Annotated in this window: 11 protein-coding genes; 3 read left to right on the forward strand and 8 right to left on the reverse strand. The window is 45.4% G+C overall.

What is annotated here, in order from left to right; all coding sequences use genetic code 11:
• Positions 1-18 precede the first annotated feature (18 nt).
• Together AB6V08_RS04130 and AB6V08_RS04135 are read right to left on the reverse strand one after the other, a co-directional pair.
• Entirely contained in the window at positions 19-399 is a 381-nt protein-coding gene (locus AB6V08_RS04130) for a RidA family protein (protein ID WP_202979823.1), read from the reverse strand.
• A 177-nt stretch (positions 400-576) separates the two neighbouring features.
• Positions 577-1,251 (reverse strand): helix-turn-helix transcriptional regulator, encoded by a 675-nt coding sequence (locus tag AB6V08_RS04135; protein WP_140212128.1) that lies wholly within the window; start codon positions 1,249-1,251, stop codon positions 577-579.
• Between the two features lie 270 nt (positions 1,252-1,521).
• On the opposite strand from AB6V08_RS04135, the gene AB6V08_RS04140 reads away from it, so the two are divergent.
• Positions 1,522-2,973, forward strand: a complete 1,452-nt coding sequence (locus AB6V08_RS04140; protein ID WP_172746133.1) for a Na+/H+ antiporter NhaC family protein — start codon at positions 1,522-1,524, stop codon at positions 2,971-2,973.
• Positions 2,974-3,021: 48 nt separating this feature from the next.
• Here the strand turns inward: AB6V08_RS04140 and AB6V08_RS04145 are convergent, their stop codons facing one another.
• Positions 3,022-3,816, reverse strand: a complete 795-nt coding sequence (locus AB6V08_RS04145) for an AraC family transcriptional regulator (protein WP_057521463.1) — start codon at positions 3,814-3,816, stop codon at positions 3,022-3,024.
• A 100-nt stretch (positions 3,817-3,916) separates the two neighbouring features.
• On the opposite strand from AB6V08_RS04145, the gene AB6V08_RS04150 reads away from it, so the two are divergent.
• Positions 3,917-5,098 (forward strand): MFS transporter, encoded by a 1,182-nt coding sequence (locus tag AB6V08_RS04150; protein WP_172746131.1) that lies wholly within the window; start codon positions 3,917-3,919, stop codon positions 5,096-5,098.
• A 101-nt stretch (positions 5,099-5,199) separates the two neighbouring features.
• On the opposite strand, the gene AB6V08_RS04155 is transcribed toward AB6V08_RS04150, so the two are convergent.
• The gene (locus AB6V08_RS04155; protein ID WP_140212126.1) at positions 5,200-6,603 is read right to left on the reverse strand and encodes a glycoside hydrolase family 1 protein; all 1,404 of its coding nucleotides are present in this window, start codon (positions 6,601-6,603) and stop codon (positions 5,200-5,202) included.
• Between the two features lie 11 nt (positions 6,604-6,614).
• Complete coding sequence (locus AB6V08_RS04160) at positions 6,615-8,477, reverse strand: beta-glucoside-specific PTS transporter subunit IIABC (RefSeq protein WP_172746129.1); 1,863 nt, start codon at positions 8,475-8,477, stop codon at positions 6,615-6,617.
• 708 nt (positions 8,478-9,185) lie between these two features.
• Here AB6V08_RS04160 and AB6V08_RS04165 point away from each other — a divergent pair.
• Positions 9,186-9,482, forward strand: a complete 297-nt coding sequence (locus AB6V08_RS04165) for a helix-turn-helix domain-containing protein (protein ID WP_072143792.1) — start codon at positions 9,186-9,188, stop codon at positions 9,480-9,482.
• A gap of 572 nt (positions 9,483-10,054) precedes the next feature.
• Here the strand turns inward: AB6V08_RS04165 and AB6V08_RS04170 are convergent.
• From AB6V08_RS04170 to AB6V08_RS04180, 3 genes are all read right to left on the reverse strand, one after another.
• Complete coding sequence (locus AB6V08_RS04170) at positions 10,055-10,681, reverse strand: helix-turn-helix transcriptional regulator (RefSeq protein WP_368541495.1); 627 nt, start codon at positions 10,679-10,681, stop codon at positions 10,055-10,057.
• Between the two features lie 59 nt (positions 10,682-10,740).
• Entirely contained in the window at positions 10,741-11,322 is a 582-nt protein-coding gene (locus tag AB6V08_RS04175; protein ID WP_368541497.1) for a hypothetical protein, read from the reverse strand.
• Between the two features lie 76 nt (positions 11,323-11,398).
• Positions 11,399-19,294 (reverse strand): autotransporter outer membrane beta-barrel domain-containing protein, encoded by a 7,896-nt coding sequence (locus tag AB6V08_RS04180; RefSeq protein ID WP_368541498.1) that lies wholly within the window; start codon positions 19,292-19,294, stop codon positions 11,399-11,401.
• Positions 19,295-19,351: the final 57 nt, after the last annotated feature.

Genomic DNA, 19,351 nt, shown 5'->3' on the forward strand with positions numbered 1-19,351 from the left:
ATAACCTCTTAGTTAAATTTAAATGATTGCGATTAGTTCTACTTCGCATTTTACATTTTTAGGAAGTGTTCTAACGGCAACGCATGAACGGGCAGGTTTACTTATAAAATACTCAGCATAAATTTCATTAAATTTAGCAAAATCATCCATATCAGCTAAAAAACATGTAGTTTTAAAGACCTTTTCAAACGAACTACCAGCTTCCTTTAGAATTGCAGAAAGATTTCGCATTACCTGAAGAGTTTGCTCTTCAATACCGCCTTCAACAATTTCACCTTTAATAGGATCAAGTGGAATCTGGCCTGATGTATGCAGGCAGTCATTTACAATCACTGCTTGGGAATAAGGACCAATAGCTAAAGGAGCAAGGTCCGTATGTAAGTGTTTGATAATATTCATTGAATGAGCCTCATGTGTTCACCTAAAGAACAAACTACAGCATTAAAAAAGTTTAGTCAATGAAGTAAAGTATCGTAACGTCACATTTCTAACATGTTTTATAACGGCTGCGAGACACGCCGAAATCCAGAGTGAATGCCCCTTTGAAATCCGAGGCATGCTCATATAAAGAAATATTTACTGGGCTTGCTTGCTACAACTTCTTATGTGTAAATATACAGTATTTTTAGATATTTTGAGATCGCTGGCAATGATGTGAACGGCATCTTTCAATTCGAATATACCTCTTTCATAAAGAAGAGATATTATAGTTTTATTATGATTTGAAGCTGTAATTTTATCATTATTATGGACTTCAGCTTTAGCGACATCCAGTGCTGATGTAATTAGGTACTCTGAATTAGTTGCATAGTTTTCATTTATAGGCTTGATTGTTTTCTCATCAAAAATATTAAAAAATCCACTCAAAAAATCATGCAGCGGGATACTTAAATGAAAGTTAATACAAAGTAGACCTATAATTTTGCCGTTAGAACCGGTGATTGGTAAAGTCGCTGATTTTATTGGGCTCCTACAGTTTTGATTATTGACATAAACCATGTTTTTATTGTTATCGCCACTTTTCTTTATTTCCTTGAGTAATTGCATTGCTACATCAGTAATGGGGGCCCCCTCTGCCCTGTTTGAAAATTGTCCGTTCACAACTTTGATTGCAGATCTATCAAGATCTTCCAAACTGTGTAATACAAATTCAAATCCGTCACCTAAAAACAAAGACAAACCATCTAAAATAGACTTATAAGAATTAAGTATGGAATGGTCGTTATGGTCAAACTTCACATTATTTTTCATAGCATAACCTTTGAGGGAAATATTTTACGTGAGATTTTAATATTCAAAGGATGACATTGCAATTTTACTTTTTTCCTTCAAATTTGAAAAATGGGATAGGCATCACACAAGGTGAACTTTTCTTCATTGACTAAACAAAAGTAACGTGAGATGGTTTTCACATGCTCCAGATAATCGAAGGAATATGTGTTCAGAATCTTTTAGCCTCGAGCTTACAAATGAATCCCTACTATCGATGAGTTACGTTCATATATAATTCCAGGAGTACGCATGATGATAACCATCAACAAAAAAAAGAAAAAGCCTACGCTGGGCTATGCCCTTTTCACGCTCGGTGCATTAGTTATATATATAATAGCTGCACTGGCAGTGTTCAAAATCCCTATTATTATTGCACTATTCGCATCATGGCTAGTGCTAACCCCATTTGCGTTAAGATTAGGTTATACTATTGCTGAAGTAGAGGGGACTGTTTATGAAATGTTGAAGTCCGGAGTGTCTGTTTTCGCGCTCCTTCTGTCAATTGGTTGTATGGTCGCTGTTTGGCTATGTGCCGGAACTATACCTACATTAACATATTGGGGGCTAAGTCTGGTTACTCCTCAAATGTTTTTAGTTATTGCATTTTTATTTTGCACTATAGTTTCTATTGCAACTGGCAGCTCATGGGGTACGATGAGTACTGCAGGTGTAGCCATGTTAGGTGTAGGTCTAGGCCTTGGTATTCACCCTGCTATAGTCGTTGGTGCTGCCGTATCTGGTGCACATGTTGGCAACTCATTATCACCAACTGCTGATAACTGTTTGCTTGCAGCCAGCACTTCAAAAGTTGATTTAATGGTTTTAGTAAAACAGAATGCCAAGATCATTATTCCTGCAGTAGTAATCACAACTATTTTATATATGTTTTACGGCTTCACCTATATTGATACTGCGTTACAGCCGGATACGATAAACAGCATCATGGGTGACCTGAATCATTTAATGAAATTATCTCCAATCACATTACTGCCATTGATCGTCATCGTTGGTTTATTGATCTTTAAACAACCTGCTTTGACTTCAATTCTTGTGGGAAACCTGGTCGGCTTATTGATCGCAGTTCTGTACCAAGGATTCTCCGTAGCAGATGTTGGAAAATTTATGGCTGACGGTTTTGTGATCGCCACAGGTAACCAGTACCTGGATCCAATACTTAACCGTGGTGGTATTAGCAGCATGCTATCTTTAGTCAGCATGATTATCGCCTCGCTCGGTATGGGAGGAATACTGAAAGGTACTCAGATACTTGATGTTATCGTAGAATCTTTCAGCAAAGTTATAACTTCACGCTTTGGACTTACTACTGCGACTACCATGGGTTGCGTGTTATGTTTGGCGGTAGTTTCAACTAACTATTTCTCAATTATCCTCAATTGTACGCTCCTAACTCCTTTATTTGTAAAATTAGGATATAAACCTGAAAATGCGACCCGTATCATTAATAATCTTAGTGCCTGTCTGGCTCCTTTTGTGCCATGGGGTTTAGCGGGTTTGTTTGTAACAGCCACATTTAATATAAACGTTATTTCAGTAATACCTTTCATGTTCTTTAATATCATTGCATCTGTATTGTCCGTTTTATATGGGTATTTTGGGATAACAATGACCAAAATTGAAGCAAGCGATGGAGCTAATATTAATTTGTATGATGTTTCAACTGATGCTAATGCTCAAAAATAATTAAATCATTGCACTGGCAGACATCTGCCAGTGTCATGCTATTGATTATCAATTTAAATCACGATCCGCAAAGTACCTCCCTGGTGGTTTGCCTGCTAATTTTTTGAACATTGTGATAAAAGCATTTACTGAATCATAACCCAAATCATTGGCAACTCTTTGAACAGTGTCTCCCCTGGATAGATTTCTCATAGCAATATTTAAATGTAATTGCCGATGCCATTTCCCGAAAGTTAATCCTGTTTCTTTAACTACTAATCTGGATAATGTTCTGCTGCTCATACTAAGAAATTTGCTCCACTCAGTCAAAGTTCTTCTGTCTGAGGGATCTGCGAGCCATGCATCTATTATCTTCGTTAACCTCGGTTCTTTAGAAATAGGCAAACAGAAATTTTCAATAGGCATTTTATTCAGTTCTTCAAGAAGGACGGAAGCTTTAAGAAACGTCAAGCTACCCTTTACATAGTCTGATGACTGTTCAGTGATATCTAAAATTAGTTCACGCACCAATGGAGAAACGGAGATAGTGCAACAGTTAAGAGGTAATTCCGCAGTATACACTGGATCAATAAAGAGCATACATAGTCTGACATCTGTAGTAGCACGAATACTGTGTGGCATATCACCAGGGATCCAGACACAACACTGAGGCGGAACCATCCAGAGTTGATTTACAACCTCGCAAGTTACAGCGCCTGAGAGTGACATCACTAGCTGACCATGTCTATGCACATGAAAAGGCAGTATTTCATCCATGGATATACCAATTTTCATGCCTGCGACAGGACCCAGGCAATCATTTCCATCAAAATCCCATAGTTCAGGTGTTCTTGCTGGTTTCATAAACTTGTCCATTTATAGGTATAGAAAGTCATTATATCTATATTGTCTCACTGTAGAAATTGTTACCTTAGGCCAACTTTTATACATGTAGAGACTATTCATGAAACAAAATCGTCTGGCGGCGCAAGTTAACAAGCCAGCTTTGATATTTATCAGCTTGTTGGCAATTGCAACGACTCTTAGAGCCCCAATACTGGGTGTAGGCCCTCTTGTGCAAACACTCCAGTCAGAATTATCATTAACAAGTACTATGGCAGGTTTCATAACGGCATTCCCTCTCATAGCGTTAGGACTGATTGCTCCTTTCGCAGGAAAACTGTCCCGATACATTGGTTTTGAAAAATCAATTGTGATAGCCCTGCTTATTATGATCGTTGGCGTTTGCGTGCGCTCTGCAGGACAGGAATGGCAATTATACTTTGGGACAGTGTTGATCGGCGTTAGTATCGCGATTGGTAACGTTCTGCTCCCCGGAATGGTGAAACGAGATTTTCCTAACAAAATTGCTAAAGTTACCGGCAATTATGGAATGGCTATCGGGCTTTCAGCTGCTTTAACATCAGCAACAGCTGTGCCTCTGATGAACTATTTTGGATGGCAGACCGCGCTGGCATGCTCGTTGATTTTCCCTGGCATTGCGCTACTTCTAGTGACCTTAAGAATAGGCCGGGAAGGTAATCAATCTCCCGTAACAACTTCCCTTGGGAAGAGCAACAAAAACGTTTGGTCCTCGATCCTAGGGTGGCAAGTGACCTTATTCATGTCACTGAACTCCATAATATTTTATGCAATTGTGACCTGGTTACCTTCTATTTTAACGGACGCAGGTAACACCAGAGAAGCGGCAGGATCTATACATGGCTTTATGCAACTTGCCTCAATCGTGCCTGGGTTAGTCCTTGGTCCAATTGTTGCCAGAATGAAGGATCAACGTATTGCTGCGGCTCTTCTGAGCATTCTTCAGTTAGTGGCGCTGGGCGGATTTATTTATCAGCCATCTTTTGCGTTTCTTTGGGCTTTTATGTTTGGAATGGGAAGTGGGGGAGCATTGATCCTTTCACTGATGCTCATCGGTCTCAGAACATCCAGCCCACAAGAAGCCGCATCACTATCAGGTATGGCTCAGTGTGTTAACTTCCTGATTGGAGCATTTGGACCTGCCCTGGCTGGTAAAATGTTTGCACTATCAGGAAGTTGGCTCTCAACGTTGTACGCAGGGATTTTATTGGCTGCAATTATGGCACTAGTTGGTATCTTTGCAGGTAGAAATAAGACAATCTGAAACGCTCACCTTAACCCCGCTCGTTTGAGCGGGGTTTACTCCATCAGGCTTCATGGTACCGCCTACAGCAACCAGAAGGCTCAACCATCTACTCTTTTAAATCACATTTTGGGAACCAGCGTTTCTCCGTTACTGCGAATAACATCACGGTACCAATAAAAACTTGCCTTGCGGTAACGAGCAAGATCACCATGTCCTTTATCATCGCGATTAACATAGATAAATCCGTAACGTTTACCTAGTTCTGCCGTGGAGTTGCTGACTAGATCAATAGGGCCCCAAGATGTGTACCCCATGACGTCGACACCGTCTTCTATTGCTTCGTATACCTGGTACAGGTGGTTGTTCAAATATGAAATACGGTAATCATCATCTATAGTGAAGTCATCTTTAAGAGTGTCTTTTGCCCCCAGACCATTCTCGACGATAAATAATGGTTTTTGATAACGATCCCACAGGATATTTAGCAAGATCCGCATCCCCGTCGCATCAATAGTCCATCCCCATTCAGAGGATGGAAGTAAAGGGTTTGAAATCATGCTAAGTATATTCCCACGCGATTTTTCAATAATCTCGTCATCCGTGCTGGCACAACCACTGTTATAATAGCTAAAGGAGATAAAATCGACCGTATTCGTCTTAAGATGCTCACGGTCTTGTTCTGTTATATCCAGTTCAATCATGTTTTCACGGAAAAAACGCAGCATATAACCGGGGTAGCAACCCCTACTCTGAACATCACCAAAGAACAACCAACCGCGATTTTCTTCCATAGCTTTAAGAACGTCGTCCGGGCTACAGGTAAGCGGATACAATAGTCCTCCCAGCAGCATGTTACCGATTTTTGCATCGCTAATAATTTCATGGCATTTTCCTACCACGATAGCGCTGGCCACCAGTTGATGATGGATCGCCTGATATATTTCAGACTGACTGCTGCCTTCCGGTAATCCAACACCAGTCAAAGGTGCGTGCAGAGACATATTTATCTCATTGAATGTTAACCATAACTTAACTTTATCTTTATAGCGCTCAAACACTGTCTCTGCATATTTGACAAAAAGGTCAATAAGAAGCCGGTTTCCCCAGCCATGGTAACGCGTGACTAAATTCCACGGCATCTCGTAGTGAGATAGCGTCACCATAGGGGTAATCCCATGGCTAAGTAACTCATCGAACAACCGATCATAATGAGCGAGACCGGCTTCGTTTGGAGTTTGTTCATCGCCATCAGGGAAAATCCTCGCCCATGCAATGGACACTCGCAGACAGGTAAACCCCATTTCGGCAAATAGCTTTATATCTTCCGGATACCGGTGATAAAAGTCGATGGCAACATCTTTGATACTGCTAACGTTTTCTTTACGCGCTATCACTCCACCAAAAATACCTTTAGGCTGAACATCGGAGGTTGAGAGTCCTTTTCCGTCCTGATTCCATGCCCCTTCGACTTGGTTTGCAGCGATGGCACCACCCCAGTAAAAATTATCCGGAAATCTTTTCATTTTATCCTCCATCATTTATTGGCGCTCATTAAGAATGCGTTACAGGTCACTTTATCTTCTTCCGTCAGACGTATCGCGTTGTAACTATCACTATTGTTAATCAATACTGGTGTATCCAATAAATATCCTGCCTTCTGAATAAAATCGATATCGAATTCAAGCAAAAGCTCTCCAGCTTTGACGCTATCGCCAGATTTAACATGAGCAATAAACCCTTCACCATTCAACCTGACCGTATTTATACCGACATGAATTAATAATTCGACACCATCATAACTAACCATGTTGATTGCATGTTTAGAACTGAACAGGGATGAAATTACGCCATCAAATGGCGCAACAACTTTACCTGATGTTGGAATAATCCCTACACCTTGACCTAATAATCCACTGGAAAAAGTGGGGTCATTAACCTCGGAGATGTTGATAACTTTCCCAGTTAACGGGGATTGAATAATTATTTCACTATTGTCATTTTTATCTATCATGACCTGTTCTGCCTTTGGCAAACCAAAAAACAGCGTCAGGACAGTGGAAAGTATCAGCGATACAAGCGTACCGATAATAGCTCCCCATACCGTCATATCCATACCGGTAGGCGGGATCATTTGTGCAAGGGTAAAGAAGCTGGTCAGTCCAAAAGAGTAAATACTGCCGTGGAAGCTGCCGACTATCATCCCACCAATAGCGCCAGCAATACATCCGAAAATAAATGGTTTTCTGTTCGGTAGGTTGACACCGTATACAGCTGGTTCTGTAATGCCGAATATAGCTGCACTCACTGCTGAACCTGAGAGCGTTTTTAGCTTCGGATCCTTTGTTTTGAGAAACACACCTAAAGCTGCACCCAATTGTCCTACAACAGCAGGCACCAGCAATGGCTGCATAATGTCATGACCCAACACAGTGACATTGTTGAGCATCACGGGTACAAGACCCCAGTGCAGGCCAAACATAACGCAGACCTGCCACAACGCCCCCATTATGATACCCGCAACAGCTGGCGCAAACTCATATGCAGCCAGGAAGGCGTTCGCCATTGACTCGCTAAGCCAGGTAGCAATGGGACCGATGAGTAAAAAAGAGAATGGTACGACAACGGCTAGTGCAATAAACGGTGTAAATAAATTTTTTACAGCTGACGGCAGTATTTTATTACAATTCTTCTCGACAAGACTGCTGAGCCAGGATGCGAAAATAACGGGTATAACTGAACCAGCATAATTAATGTATGTAATTGGGATACCAAAAAAGGTGTCTGACGTCCCCCCCAATTGTAGCTGAGCATCAAAAGCCGAAATCATGCTTGGATGCATTAAAGCGCCACCAATCACCATGGAAAGGAACGGAGAACCACCGAATCTTTTACCCGCCGTATAACCCAGCACCAGAGGAAAGAAATAGAACAAAGCGTCCCCGGCAGCTGAGAAAATCTTAAAGGCTCCACTTGATTCAGACATTACTCCACAGACCACTGAAAGGGCTAGTAGACCTTTCAGTATACCTGAGGCAGCAAGTACACCCAAAAAAGGCGTAAAAATGCCAGAAACTACGTTAATTAGGCGGCTGAATAAGTTTTCTTTTGATTTATCACCATTGTCCTCAACATTATCAGGAAGTAACTTGTCCGTGGCCCCTAAAGCCTCAATTGCCTGATACACCTCGGAAACATTGTTACCGATGACAATCTGTAGTTGGCCACCACTTTCAACAACCATAATTACATCTGCATGATCATGAAGCTCTTTTTTATTAGCATTTGTGTTGCTTATCAATTCAAAACGAAGTCTTGTTGCACAATGGCTAACACTTTTAATGTTTTCACGCCCACCAACACCATTAATTATGAACTCTGCAAGTGACTGATATTTCATAGGAGTTTTACCTTTCAGAAAACAAAAAAAACCCACCCAAACCAGTTAGAACTGGTTCGAAGTAGGTTTTGCCTGCATATGCAGTAACAATCCAATCTGTCACAAAAAAAATAAGTTAAAGGAATGCCTTTAAAGTTTTCACTTTTAGGAAACTTATTATTTCTGTCAAATAGTTTATATACCAGTTGTTATCTAAAAAAAAGGTAACAAACTTAAGTTGTCGTATTATCACTATATAACGTCGATTTATAAATACTTACCTGAAACACGATAAGGAATGCAGTGAACCATGCTCTGCTCGATTTTCACATGAAAGAAAAGCTAACTTAGCTCAAGGTATGTAGCGGACTAAAACGGAAGTTCGCGACCCAACAACTACAGGACTAACATTGAGATGTCCTCAACGACAGTAATCAGGTCACCCCACCAAGGCTTAGCGGCAGATGCTCCTTTCCTTACATACTTGCAGTGGTATCTCCCTTATTAAAAACTGGAGTAACTCGGCAGCGATAGACATTTTTCCTACCATCTGTATTGCCCCGCTTCCCCATCTAAGAAGTACCATTCATGGCGTTCTCTGGCGTCAGGTTAGCTTATCTATTTTCAACACCCTATGATGTGTTAATCTACTTTAACAGCTCATAGGGTGTATTTTAAAAAAACAGCTTATAGGGTGTATCAATTCTTACTAAAGCGATCATTTGCATGATGACAAACGTTTACCCTGTTAAGACACTCAGTCACTTACGTCCATTTCTCATAGGTTTTCGCAAATCGCGAGGACTGACACAACGAGCAGTTGCTGAACAGTTAGGCGTGTCACAACAGACATATGCTCGTCTTGAAGCCAACCCTGCCAGCGTAAGTTTTACACGCCTGTTCAGGGTATTTACTGTACTTGGAGTAGAAGTTACTCTCTCCTCGGAGCCATGTTACACAAGGATAAGTCACTCAAAAACAAAAAGTGATTTTAAAAATTCGCCTGCCAGAAAGGAGAAATGGTAACGATATGAACCGAGCAAAGTAGTATTAACGTGATGCCTGAATGGCGTACAAGCAAGGCGTTATCCCTCATTCAGCGAATGCGGGCTTGTATTGCGTACGCTCAAGCCCTTTATACTCACAAATGCACACTTAGCCCGCACTTAACCTTTGTGAAATCTTGCTGCGATTAGAGTGCTTTCAGAAGTGCGTCCGACGAACCTAATACAAAAAAATCCATAACAATCAATAGATAAAAAAAATAGTCGCATAACTTAGTTATGAACATTTCGATTAGTTACATAACTTTAATATGACATAACAGAGTGACCTCGCCCCGGTAATCGGTTAGCGTTTTACGGCGAGGCCTTTTGAAGGCATCTGTTCTGACGGCGGCTCGGACCAGGTATTTCATCAGACGCCCGGCGCGGTTATGGCTCATCGGATGCCGTTTGGGCCATAATTCTATCCAGGGTGCGTGCATCTGCTAAGCCACGACTATTGTGCCATTGCACCGACTTGTTTAATCCTGGCTATGGTTCCGGTTCATGCATCTACACCTTAGGAAATAAAATAATGTCATTTCGAATTAATACTTACGCTTTATTTTCGAAAGAGTTGAATGTTGTTAGAAAAAAAAGAAAGTCATGTTTACTTTTGAAGCCCATCCTCAATTTCATCTTTGAAAGGTGATAATAAATAGTTTTATCACTTTTATTCATTCTTGTTGCAACACTTTTGATTTTCTCTCCTGACGAAAGAGATCTGATAACTTCAAGTTCAAAAGCATTCATTTCGTCGCGCTTACGTTGAAAGCCTGACTGATTATGGTTCCGACCGTTGGGCCTGGTTGTGTCATAAGCACATGATGCCATGAGTTCAGCCCTCATTTTCTTTATAGTTGTATCTTTTGATACCGTTATCTGTTTATCCATAAAATTAGCATGAAAATTAATACAGGATGCATTTAAAGAATGAATAAACACAATTTTTTTAGCCATATTATCTAATAACGGCTGTAAGTTACGGTAGAGCACATGGTCATAACTCATTAAATCAATGAAAGCAAAATCATATCTATCATATAAAATATCGTTTTGTCGATTACAATCAATATCAGTTTGAACGGTTACAAGAGTTACAGTTTCAACGTAAGACTCTTCTAAAATATACTTTACGCCTTCAGCCCAGAAATTATCGGCTCCAATGAATAATATTTTCATCTGAAATACCTGATTGGTGACTATAAGGCAGCCCTTTCGCATGGCTGCCTTGTACTCAATTATTTTGAAACGCGATTCTTGGTACTTGTTGCGTCCTTACTTTCTTTATCTGCGGTTGCAGTTTCAGACTTAGGCGTTGTCACGGAGATGGATGGTAGAGGGCCAAAGTCTGCCTTAACATCTTTTAGGGCTTCAGTGACCTGTACAGTGATATTGGTATCGTCTGCTGAGGAAAGGATCAACGATCCGTCCATCACAATGCGTAACCCATTCTGTTCTCTGATCTTATCCACCGCCTGGCGGGCCTCTGACAATATGCTATTTCTTGCAGATTGACCTGCTTCTGTAAGCACTTTGCGAAGCATAATTTGGTCGGCCTGGCGGGCTTTTTCTCTTTGTTCTTTATCCATTTTTTCATAAAGTTTTCCGGCCTCGGTTTCGGCCTTTTTTAGCGCACCAATAACCAAATCCATACGCTCCTTTTCTTGTTGCGCCAGTCCTGACATAGACAACACAGCGGCCAGGTCAACATAAGCAACATCATTCCCTTTTTTCTTCATATCACATCCTCCTAGTAGCATTACTGACATTGCCATAATGGCCATATAAACGGTAAAAAACTGACGGGTTGTCCGGCTCATATTTTCCCTCTTTATCTCTTTCCTCAGGATACGGTCGTAGCAGGCAGGCCTCGCATGAAGCCTGCCCGGATATGGATTAGAAGCTCACTTTCAGCCCAAGCATTGCACTGCTGTCGCTGTAGCCTGCATCTCCAACCTGTTGAGCGACATTGCCCCACAGATTGACATTTCGACTCAGTTGACCTTCCACACCAACCTTCAGCTCGCCGATGTTACGGGTGCCGGCCTGGTTCACGCGCACGCCATTCAGGGTGGCGCCGAACGTCTCGGTGTTGTGGATCCAGTTAGCTTCAACAAACGGCTCGAAGGTTCGCTCTTTTCCGTCGTCCAGAGCACTGTGACCTTTGATGAAAGCACGGGCCCCTAAGCGAGTCTGAATATTCCCATCCCCTTCACCTGTTACTCGGGTACCGTTGCTTTCAGTGATGTCGTCAGCCTTAACGCCCATCCAGATAACCTGGGCTTTCGGCTGGATGTAGTAAGCCGTACGCTCATCACGTTCACCCAGTTTCCAGGTATATCCACCTTCAACCGATGCGGTAAAACCCTTCGATTTGTAGCTTTCGCTGCCGGCAGACTTACCGCTTACGGTGTTATCAAACCAGTTGTACAGCAGCCAGGTATCAACCCAAGCCCCGGTCTTGGCTTCGTTATCCTGAAGCCAGGTACCGTACAGACCCGCACTGTAACCGCTGATACTGCCATCTGCCCGGTTACCGTTAACGTGGTTACGCGCATTGCTCTTCTGGTTTGCATAGCCTGCCATTACGCCAAGGTGATAGCGGTTTTCACCGTCGCTGCTCCATTGCGCAATATCCCCGCCCATCTGCATCACATATCGGTTCGCCTGGGTATTCAGCTGTCCGCTGCTGTCTTTCGAGCGGGTGTGACCACCGACGTTACGCAGCCACATACTGGTGACCTTTTTCTCGCCAGTAAGCGCATCTACGTAGTGGGTTTCGCCCAGACGATCGTGAAGCCTGTGTGTGAACAGTGAATTAGCGGCGGCCATATTTACGCCATACAGACCCGCTTCAGGTCGTACCCAGCCTGGCTTAGTCTGGTTTCCGGTATCCGTATCTGTTCCAGAATCCGTATCCGGGTCTGTTCCTGGTTCAGGATTCGGCTCTGTCGGATCAACTGGATCGATCGGCGTCGTGTCACCGCTTACCAGATACCAGTTTCCGCTTTTACTTCCCTGGCCCCGGGTCAGAACATAGTCGTAAGCCCCGGCCACAATACGTCTGGACTGAGTAAATTCCCCGTCCGACTTACCGCCGACCGTAATCAGCTCAATGCCATTAAGGGTGGCAGCGCCACTTCCGCCCGCGTTGGTAATGCTGACGGTGGTATTGCCGCTGGTTGATCCGCTAACAACCATTCGATCGGTGGCCGAATTGTCGTCACCCAGCACGGTATTGAAGTTTATGGTTCCGTTGTTACCAACATAGTCCCCAGCCACATTGAGTGTGTTACCGGCGCCGCCGCCCGACTGACCAATCATCACCGTGCTGCTGTTGGTGAGATTGCCACCCACCGTGAATTGCACTGGAGTTGTGTTTACGACGCCATAATCTCCCAGCACAAATGTGCCCTGGTTGATAACATCGCCAGCTGTACTGCCGTAGCCACCAAATACAGCGCCACTCGCCACGTTTACAGCCGATGAAGCCAGCGTAACCGCATTGTCAGCATCACCCAGAGTGAGTATGCCGATATTGACGTCTGTATTACCGGTGTACTGGGCTGCTGACTGCGTCAGCGTCACGTTACCCCGGCCATCTTTCACCAGATCTCCAGTACCCGTAATGTGGTTTTCTACCGTCCAGGCTGCCACATTGTTCAGCACCAGGTTACCGTGGTTCTCAATGTCGGCCTTGCCAGTCTGTTCCGGCCCCTTAGCAGTCAGTTGCGTTCCTGTATCCAGATTAAAGAGACCTGAGAACCCGCTGTTATCGGCTGCCAGGATAATATCTGCACCGTCCTTAAGTGCGACCCGACCGTTTCCTGCCAGCGTTTTCGCCAGCGCACCCGCTGCACCATCGTTAAACGTCAGCGTGTCGTTAGCGGACGTCATCGTGACGGTTCCGCTGTTACCCAGCCCCGCGACATCGTTAAGAACGGCGTTTGCACCGCCATTTAGGGCAACATTGCCGGTATAACCGGTGTTCGCGCCATCGACGTGAAGCTCACCGGAAAGCACATCCAGCTCACCCGACCCAATAAGGGTGTTACCAGCAATTGTCCCGGCATCATTAATGCCTGCCTCCCGCTGCGCGTCGCTGAGCGTCAGCCGGCTACCTTCATTAAGCATCACCTGGCTACCGGCCTCAGTATTCAGCGCACCTGCCGTCTGGGATGAACCGTTCATATCCAGCACGGAGCCTGCGGCGACGTTCATAGCTGACGTCAACCCCAGCGCATTGTCTGCATCGAGGCGCAGCGTCCCACTCTTAACACTGGTGGTACCGGTGTAATCATTACCGCCATTCGACAGGCTCACGGTCTGTGCGCTGCCGGTATCAATCGCCAGATCGCCGCTGCCGGTCACCTTCACGCGCAGATCGGTCTGCAGACCCTGAGCGTCAGGCCCAACTGCAAGCGTCAGGGCATCGTCACCCGTTCCCATAAGCTCAACTTCTTTCAGACCATAAGCGATATAAAGCCCGTCGCTGTTGATACCGTCAGAGCTGCTTACCATCTGGTAATCCCAGGTCCCCTTCGCTACGGTATTGCCGTCCTGAACGATGTCCAGCTGTTGCACATTACTGATAACGTTGCCGTTTTCATCCACCAGGTTAAGCTGGCCGCCCGTTCCAGTCACCGCACCGTCCGCCCCGGCAAGCTGAACCAGCGTAGTCGCATCATCCTGCTCCATCAGCGATTTCTTATTGAGGCTGGCAGGAACATGGTTTATGACGCCCCCGCCCAGTGTGACCTGAACGGTACCCTTGCCGCCAATATCCAGCGTGCCACCGGCAGATGTGGTGATGTGATTGTCCGCAATGATATCCCCCGGCATGACGGCCCCAAACTGAACGGTACCTCCGTCAAAGGTCAGACCGCCCAGTTGCTGCTCACCTGCGCCGACCGTGACCACGCTTCCATTCCCGGCAACCAGAGTGGCCTGCGTCAAGGACGACGTGTTAATACCTTCCAGCTGGTAATGGCTGGTCCCGAGTTTCAGGGTTCCTGCGAAATCACTTCCCGTGTTACGGGTGAAAGCAAAATCAGACTGCGAAGAGTCGAGGCTGACCGATACCAGGCCCTGCCCGGTGAGCGTCGGGTCAAAGGTGAAATCGCCCGCAACAGAAGGCTTCACTGCCAGTTCACTGCCGAGCTCAATATCGACTGCACCAGCGCCGATCCCACCGTCGGTCAGAACCAGAGCTTCTTCGAGGGTCAGGAGTGAGCCATTTTTCAGCGCCACATGCTCAAAGTTCTGAAGCGTCGACGCACTGGCCAGACGGTGCATGGCAGCATCGAACACCAGGGTGTCGTTACTGCCCGCACCACCATCGAGAAGATTAAAGACGGCACCATTCCCTTTCACCGTAAAGATGTTCTCACCGCTTCCGGCAATAACCGTGTCCGCACGAGCCGTACCGGTCAGGGTGACGGTGTTGTTACCGTCTCCCAGCGTGGCGGTACCGGTCAGCGTACTCGCGTCATCAAGGTAGAGGCTGTTATTGCCGTTGTTCAGCGCAACAACCCCCTGGATTACGCCACCTGAACCATTGCGCATGACGGTATCGACACCGTCATCAAAGGCCATCGCCAGCGCCGAGTCTGAGGCAGCGATGATGTCGCCGGTATTGATAAAAGTGCTAGCCTTCGCGGCATCCACAACCGCAGCAGTGGTTGAGGCAGAGCGAAGAACGCCAGATTGTTCAACCAGGTTAGCGTTATTCTTCACCACCAGTGCAGAGCCACCGTCTGCGGCGGTCACATTTACGCTGACAGCACTGTTCACCGTTGCGCCATCTGCAGTGTTCGCCAGAATACCGTTACCGTTGCTGCCGTAAAGGTTGATGGTCAGCCCAGAAGAATTGGATAAATCCAGGTTATTGCCCGTAATGCCGCCGTCCGCAGCCATGAAAGCGAGACCCGTCCCACTTCCTGCCACGTTAATCGTGCCGCTGTTCTGCTGCGCCAGGGTAGCAGAGGTCCGAACCCCTTTGCCGTCCTGCACATTGATAGTGGTATTGTTGAGCTGGATCCCGGCAATCTCTGCCCGGTTTTCGATTCCGTTACCGGTTGCACCAGCCGCCTTCACGTCAATCTGCGCCCCCGTCACCGTCAGCCCCGCCGCGCCGGTGTCAAGCAGAACGCCATGTGCCGTTCCCCGACCTTCAACTACGCCCATTCCGCTGCCCACTAAATCAAGGGAAGCCCCCTGACTCAGACGGATAGCAGCATCACCGTCAGTGGCGATAATGCTGCCCCCGGTGCTGAGGACGGTTGAGTTGGCCCCTTCAACATCCACGGCGACACCGCTGACGGTAATATCGCTGGCCTGGTTGTCGAATTGTCCGCTGATGACTTTTATGCCGGTGTTCCCCGTACCGGTGGTCAGATCGATATTGCCCTTATTGACCAGCGAGCCCTGATTCTGGGTAATAAAGGCCGTAGCACCCGCAAGACCGGAGCGGATATCGGCCTCGTTAGTGAGAATCGTACCGGTATTCGTGTCTGTTACTTTGCCTGCAAGGTTGTACTCATTTCCGTCAACGACACCAACCACTGCCCCAGAGCCAGTGAGATCCGCTGTCACGCCCTGTGCCAACGTCGCACTGGCACCACCTGCAGCATAGATACCCTGTGCACCCGTTCCCTGAATGGACAGATGGCTGCCGTTTGCCGCGTTCACCAGCGTTCCTGAGCCGGTGGCCCAGATGCCGCGCGCATTTTCACCGGATACGTCATAGGAAAGCACTCCCTGCTGGGATGCACCATCTTCAACCCGGAACAGCGTTGAGCCTTTTCCGTTAGCATCCATCACGGTCGTAGTCTGGGTATTGAGCGTAGAGCCCACACCAGAGATCAGGAAGGCGATTTGATTGCTGACGCCGGTCGTGGGATCCGCAAAGACAGGCAGAGCGGTACCCGCCAGGTTCACAGAGGCCCCATCAGTCACTTCCACACCGATGGCCCCCTGTCCTTCAAGCCGTATGGTTCCTGCGGTCATATTGACAGTGACAGCGTTGCCGGACGCCTGAATACCCGTGGTGCGGTTATCATCGCTACCGCCGTTAAGCGTCAGGTTTCCGGTGTTGTTAATCGTGGTGCTCTGGTTAGTGGAACTGGCTACAAAGCCCCTTCCACCGTCATTGACGGTTATGCTGCCGCTGTTGATACCAGTGGAACCGTCGAGCACCTCTAGCCCGGTCGTGTTTTGCCCTGAAAAATTAATGTTCCCGGAATTTTCAAGGGTGGCACCGTTACGGGCAATGTAACCCGTCACCTGGTCCTCAACAGAAAAGAGTGCTGCAGATGATTGAAGCTTCGTATTAACGTCGGCAGTATCGCTTTGCTTGCCGGTAAGATCGTAGCCGTATCCATCGGCAATAGCCGCGATGGCACTGGCGTTGTTCAATAGGAGATTTGTGCCAGCATCGATTACACCTGTGGCTCCGCCTTCAACCAGCACACCGGTTGCACCCTGACCGGTTAGGTCAATATTTAGCGCCCCTGTGTTAACGGATGTACCAGAACCCGTTGCAACGATGACCACCGAATCCTTACCTGTGGCGGCCATCATAGAGCCCGACGTAGAGCCGCCTGTATAGGTCGCCCCACCGTCAAGACGCATTAGGGTCGAGTTATCTGAAGAGACGTTCTGGATCCCACTGCTGCTATTAATTTGTGAACCAGTACCGTAGACGAAGTAACCAATTTGGTTTTGACCTGAGGCAAAATTCACTGCGGCATTGCCAGTCAGGCTAATGGTTCCGCCACTGCGGGCGTGCACGCCAATAGCACCATCGCCATTAAGATTGACAGTTCCGGCAATTTCAACCTGTGAGCCGGTACCTTCCACCCATACGCCATAGTTTGGCAAACCACTTTGGCCAGTTGCTTCGTTTACATTAATCACTCCAGAAGATGTAGCCTGCCCTCCTCCTACAGCTTTGATACCAGCGTTGTTAGCCCCGTTAAGGTTGATGGTACCGCGATTGTCGATGATCCCGGACGCTCCACTTTTCGTATAAATCCCTATACTCTGAGCCGGGTTATAATTACCTCCATCCCCGTCTGAATTGACATCGATTACACCGTTATTGACCATCTGAATATTGGTTGCATCAGCCAAAAACCCATAAACACCATCAGATTTCGTACTAAGAGAGATCAGTCCGTTGTTAGTCACGCTACCATTGGATTGCGCACGAAAAGCCGCACTTCCTGAACCCAAATAATCCGGAGTTATACCATCTTCATTGATTCCTAAGGCTATAACACCATTAGCATCATTAATGAATGTCCCATAATCATCGACCAGAATACTGATAATTGCGCCAGAAACTTCTTTAGCTTTATTTGTGTTCCAGTAACCACTAACAATATTTCCATAATTAATTCCATTTGAACCTGAAGTGAAATGAGCACCATAACCTACACCGTTAGCAGATTTTGAATCGTATCCGCTGCGAGCATTAATGCTATACAGACCATTGTTAATGAAGGACGTGCCAGAACCCTCAACATATACAGGGTAGTTAGCAAACAGACCACCTGATTTTGTCTGAAGATCCTCCCCGCCTAATGACAATGTACCATTATTTTCAAAGGAGGCACCGGTTTCCAGATGAACCAATCTACCAGAACCAATAACTACACCATCATTTTTTATACTGGCCTTATTATCCGCCTTAAGATATTTGAACGTAAGAAGAGATCCCGAGTTAATCTTGATGTATCCCGAATTAGATATTACCGCTTCAGCATTAGCACCGGTTGCATATATAAACGCTCCTTCAGCTTCGCCAAGAGAAGTACTATCATAGCCCGCCGGGTATAAAGAATAGTTGTAGGTTTCCACTTCATTCTTATATGCGGCAGCAAGGAATTTATTATAATCGAAGGATTCACCCGCTTCCAATTTCTGTATCAACCAGTCGTTATAGGATTTGAAATCGTCAAGGTTATTTACAGTAACATATGTTCCATCAAACGTTTGGAACTGTCCATTATATTTTGTTATAGCCGCAGTATAAGATTTATTATTTCCATCTGAAGGCCATTCCACAGCGCCATTCATATAAAATGTTTGCTTAGAATTCCAGTAAACGGATGCAGCGTTATTCGTGCCATCGACAAAAACTAACTGGCTCCCTCTGACCTCCCCCGTTGTGAAGGTTTCACCCACCAATGAAATTTGCGCCTCACCCTTATCAACTTTTACAAGTTGAGTATTAACATAAGTTGTAGGCGATGATTTCATAAAACCATAGTTAGTACCTAAATCATAGCTATCATCCTCTTTTATATCATTAGAATTATAAACTGTCATAGTTGACTGAGCCTGAGTAATTGGATCTTTAATAATAATTGTTTTTTGTCCAGCCAGAGCCAGTTTTTTTCCGTTTGGTAAATCATTACTGTTATCAATAGCTACGCCATTGTGGGTAACAGAATAGCCTTCATCAATAACTTTCTTAAGATTTCTCAATGTTATATAAGAAGCACCTGAATTTTGCCAGTCATTGACCCCTGTCACCGTCCAACTTTTTCCATCACTAATTATATGGCCTTCACTTAAATAAGACCAACTTTGATCAAGTTGGCAAGTCATTGAATTACTGTCGCAATCAATTGCAAAAGCGGGCAAAGACATTCCCGCAGTGGCCAAAATAATAATAGATTTAATAGCCTTAGCAGTTGAACTTTTCAGTTTCCCTTTACCCAGTTCTGAAACAACGACAGGCAGTCCGGTCGCTCGGTTAAATATCACTTTATATATTGCATTCATACAAGGTCCTTACGCACGGGGCGCAATTAATTTACATATGGTGTCGCTACTAATTGG

Origin of the sequence: Enterobacter soli, from assembly GCF_964208575.1 — a bacterium.
Classification (GTDB): domain Bacteria; phylum Pseudomonadota; class Gammaproteobacteria; order Enterobacterales; family Enterobacteriaceae; genus Enterobacter; species Enterobacter soli_A.

Coding starts and splice junctions, on each gene's coding strand:
- AB6V08_RS04165 (WP_072143792.1), top strand. CDS start 9,186: ATGACAAACGTTTACCCTGTTAAGACACTCAGTCACTTACGTCCATTT.
- AB6V08_RS04140 (WP_172746133.1), top strand. CDS start 1,522: ATGATGATAACCATCAACAAAAAAAAGAAAAAGCCTACGCTGGGCTAT.
- AB6V08_RS04150 (WP_172746131.1), top strand. CDS start 3,917: ATGAAACAAAATCGTCTGGCGGCGCAAGTTAACAAGCCAGCTTTGATA.
- AB6V08_RS04130 (WP_202979823.1), bottom strand. CDS start 399: ATGAATATTATCAAACACTTACATACGGACCTTGCTCCTTTAGCTATT.
- AB6V08_RS04175 (WP_368541497.1), bottom strand. CDS start 11,322: ATGAGCCGGACAACCCGTCAGTTTTTTACCGTTTATATGGCCATTATG.
- AB6V08_RS04170 (WP_368541495.1), bottom strand. CDS start 10,681: ATGAAAATATTATTCATTGGAGCCGATAATTTCTGGGCTGAAGGCGTA.
- AB6V08_RS04160 (WP_172746129.1), bottom strand. CDS start 8,477: ATGAAATATCAGTCACTTGCAGAGTTCATAATTAATGGTGTTGGTGGG.
- AB6V08_RS04180 (WP_368541498.1), bottom strand. CDS start 19,294: ATGAATGCAATATATAAAGTGATATTTAACCGAGCGACCGGACTGCCT.
- AB6V08_RS04155 (WP_140212126.1), bottom strand. CDS start 6,603: ATGAAAAGATTTCCGGATAATTTTTACTGGGGTGGTGCCATCGCTGCA.
- AB6V08_RS04145 (WP_057521463.1), bottom strand. CDS start 3,816: ATGAAACCAGCAAGAACACCTGAACTATGGGATTTTGATGGAAATGAT.
- AB6V08_RS04135 (WP_140212128.1), bottom strand. CDS start 1,251: ATGAAAAATAATGTGAAGTTTGACCATAACGACCATTCCATACTTAAT.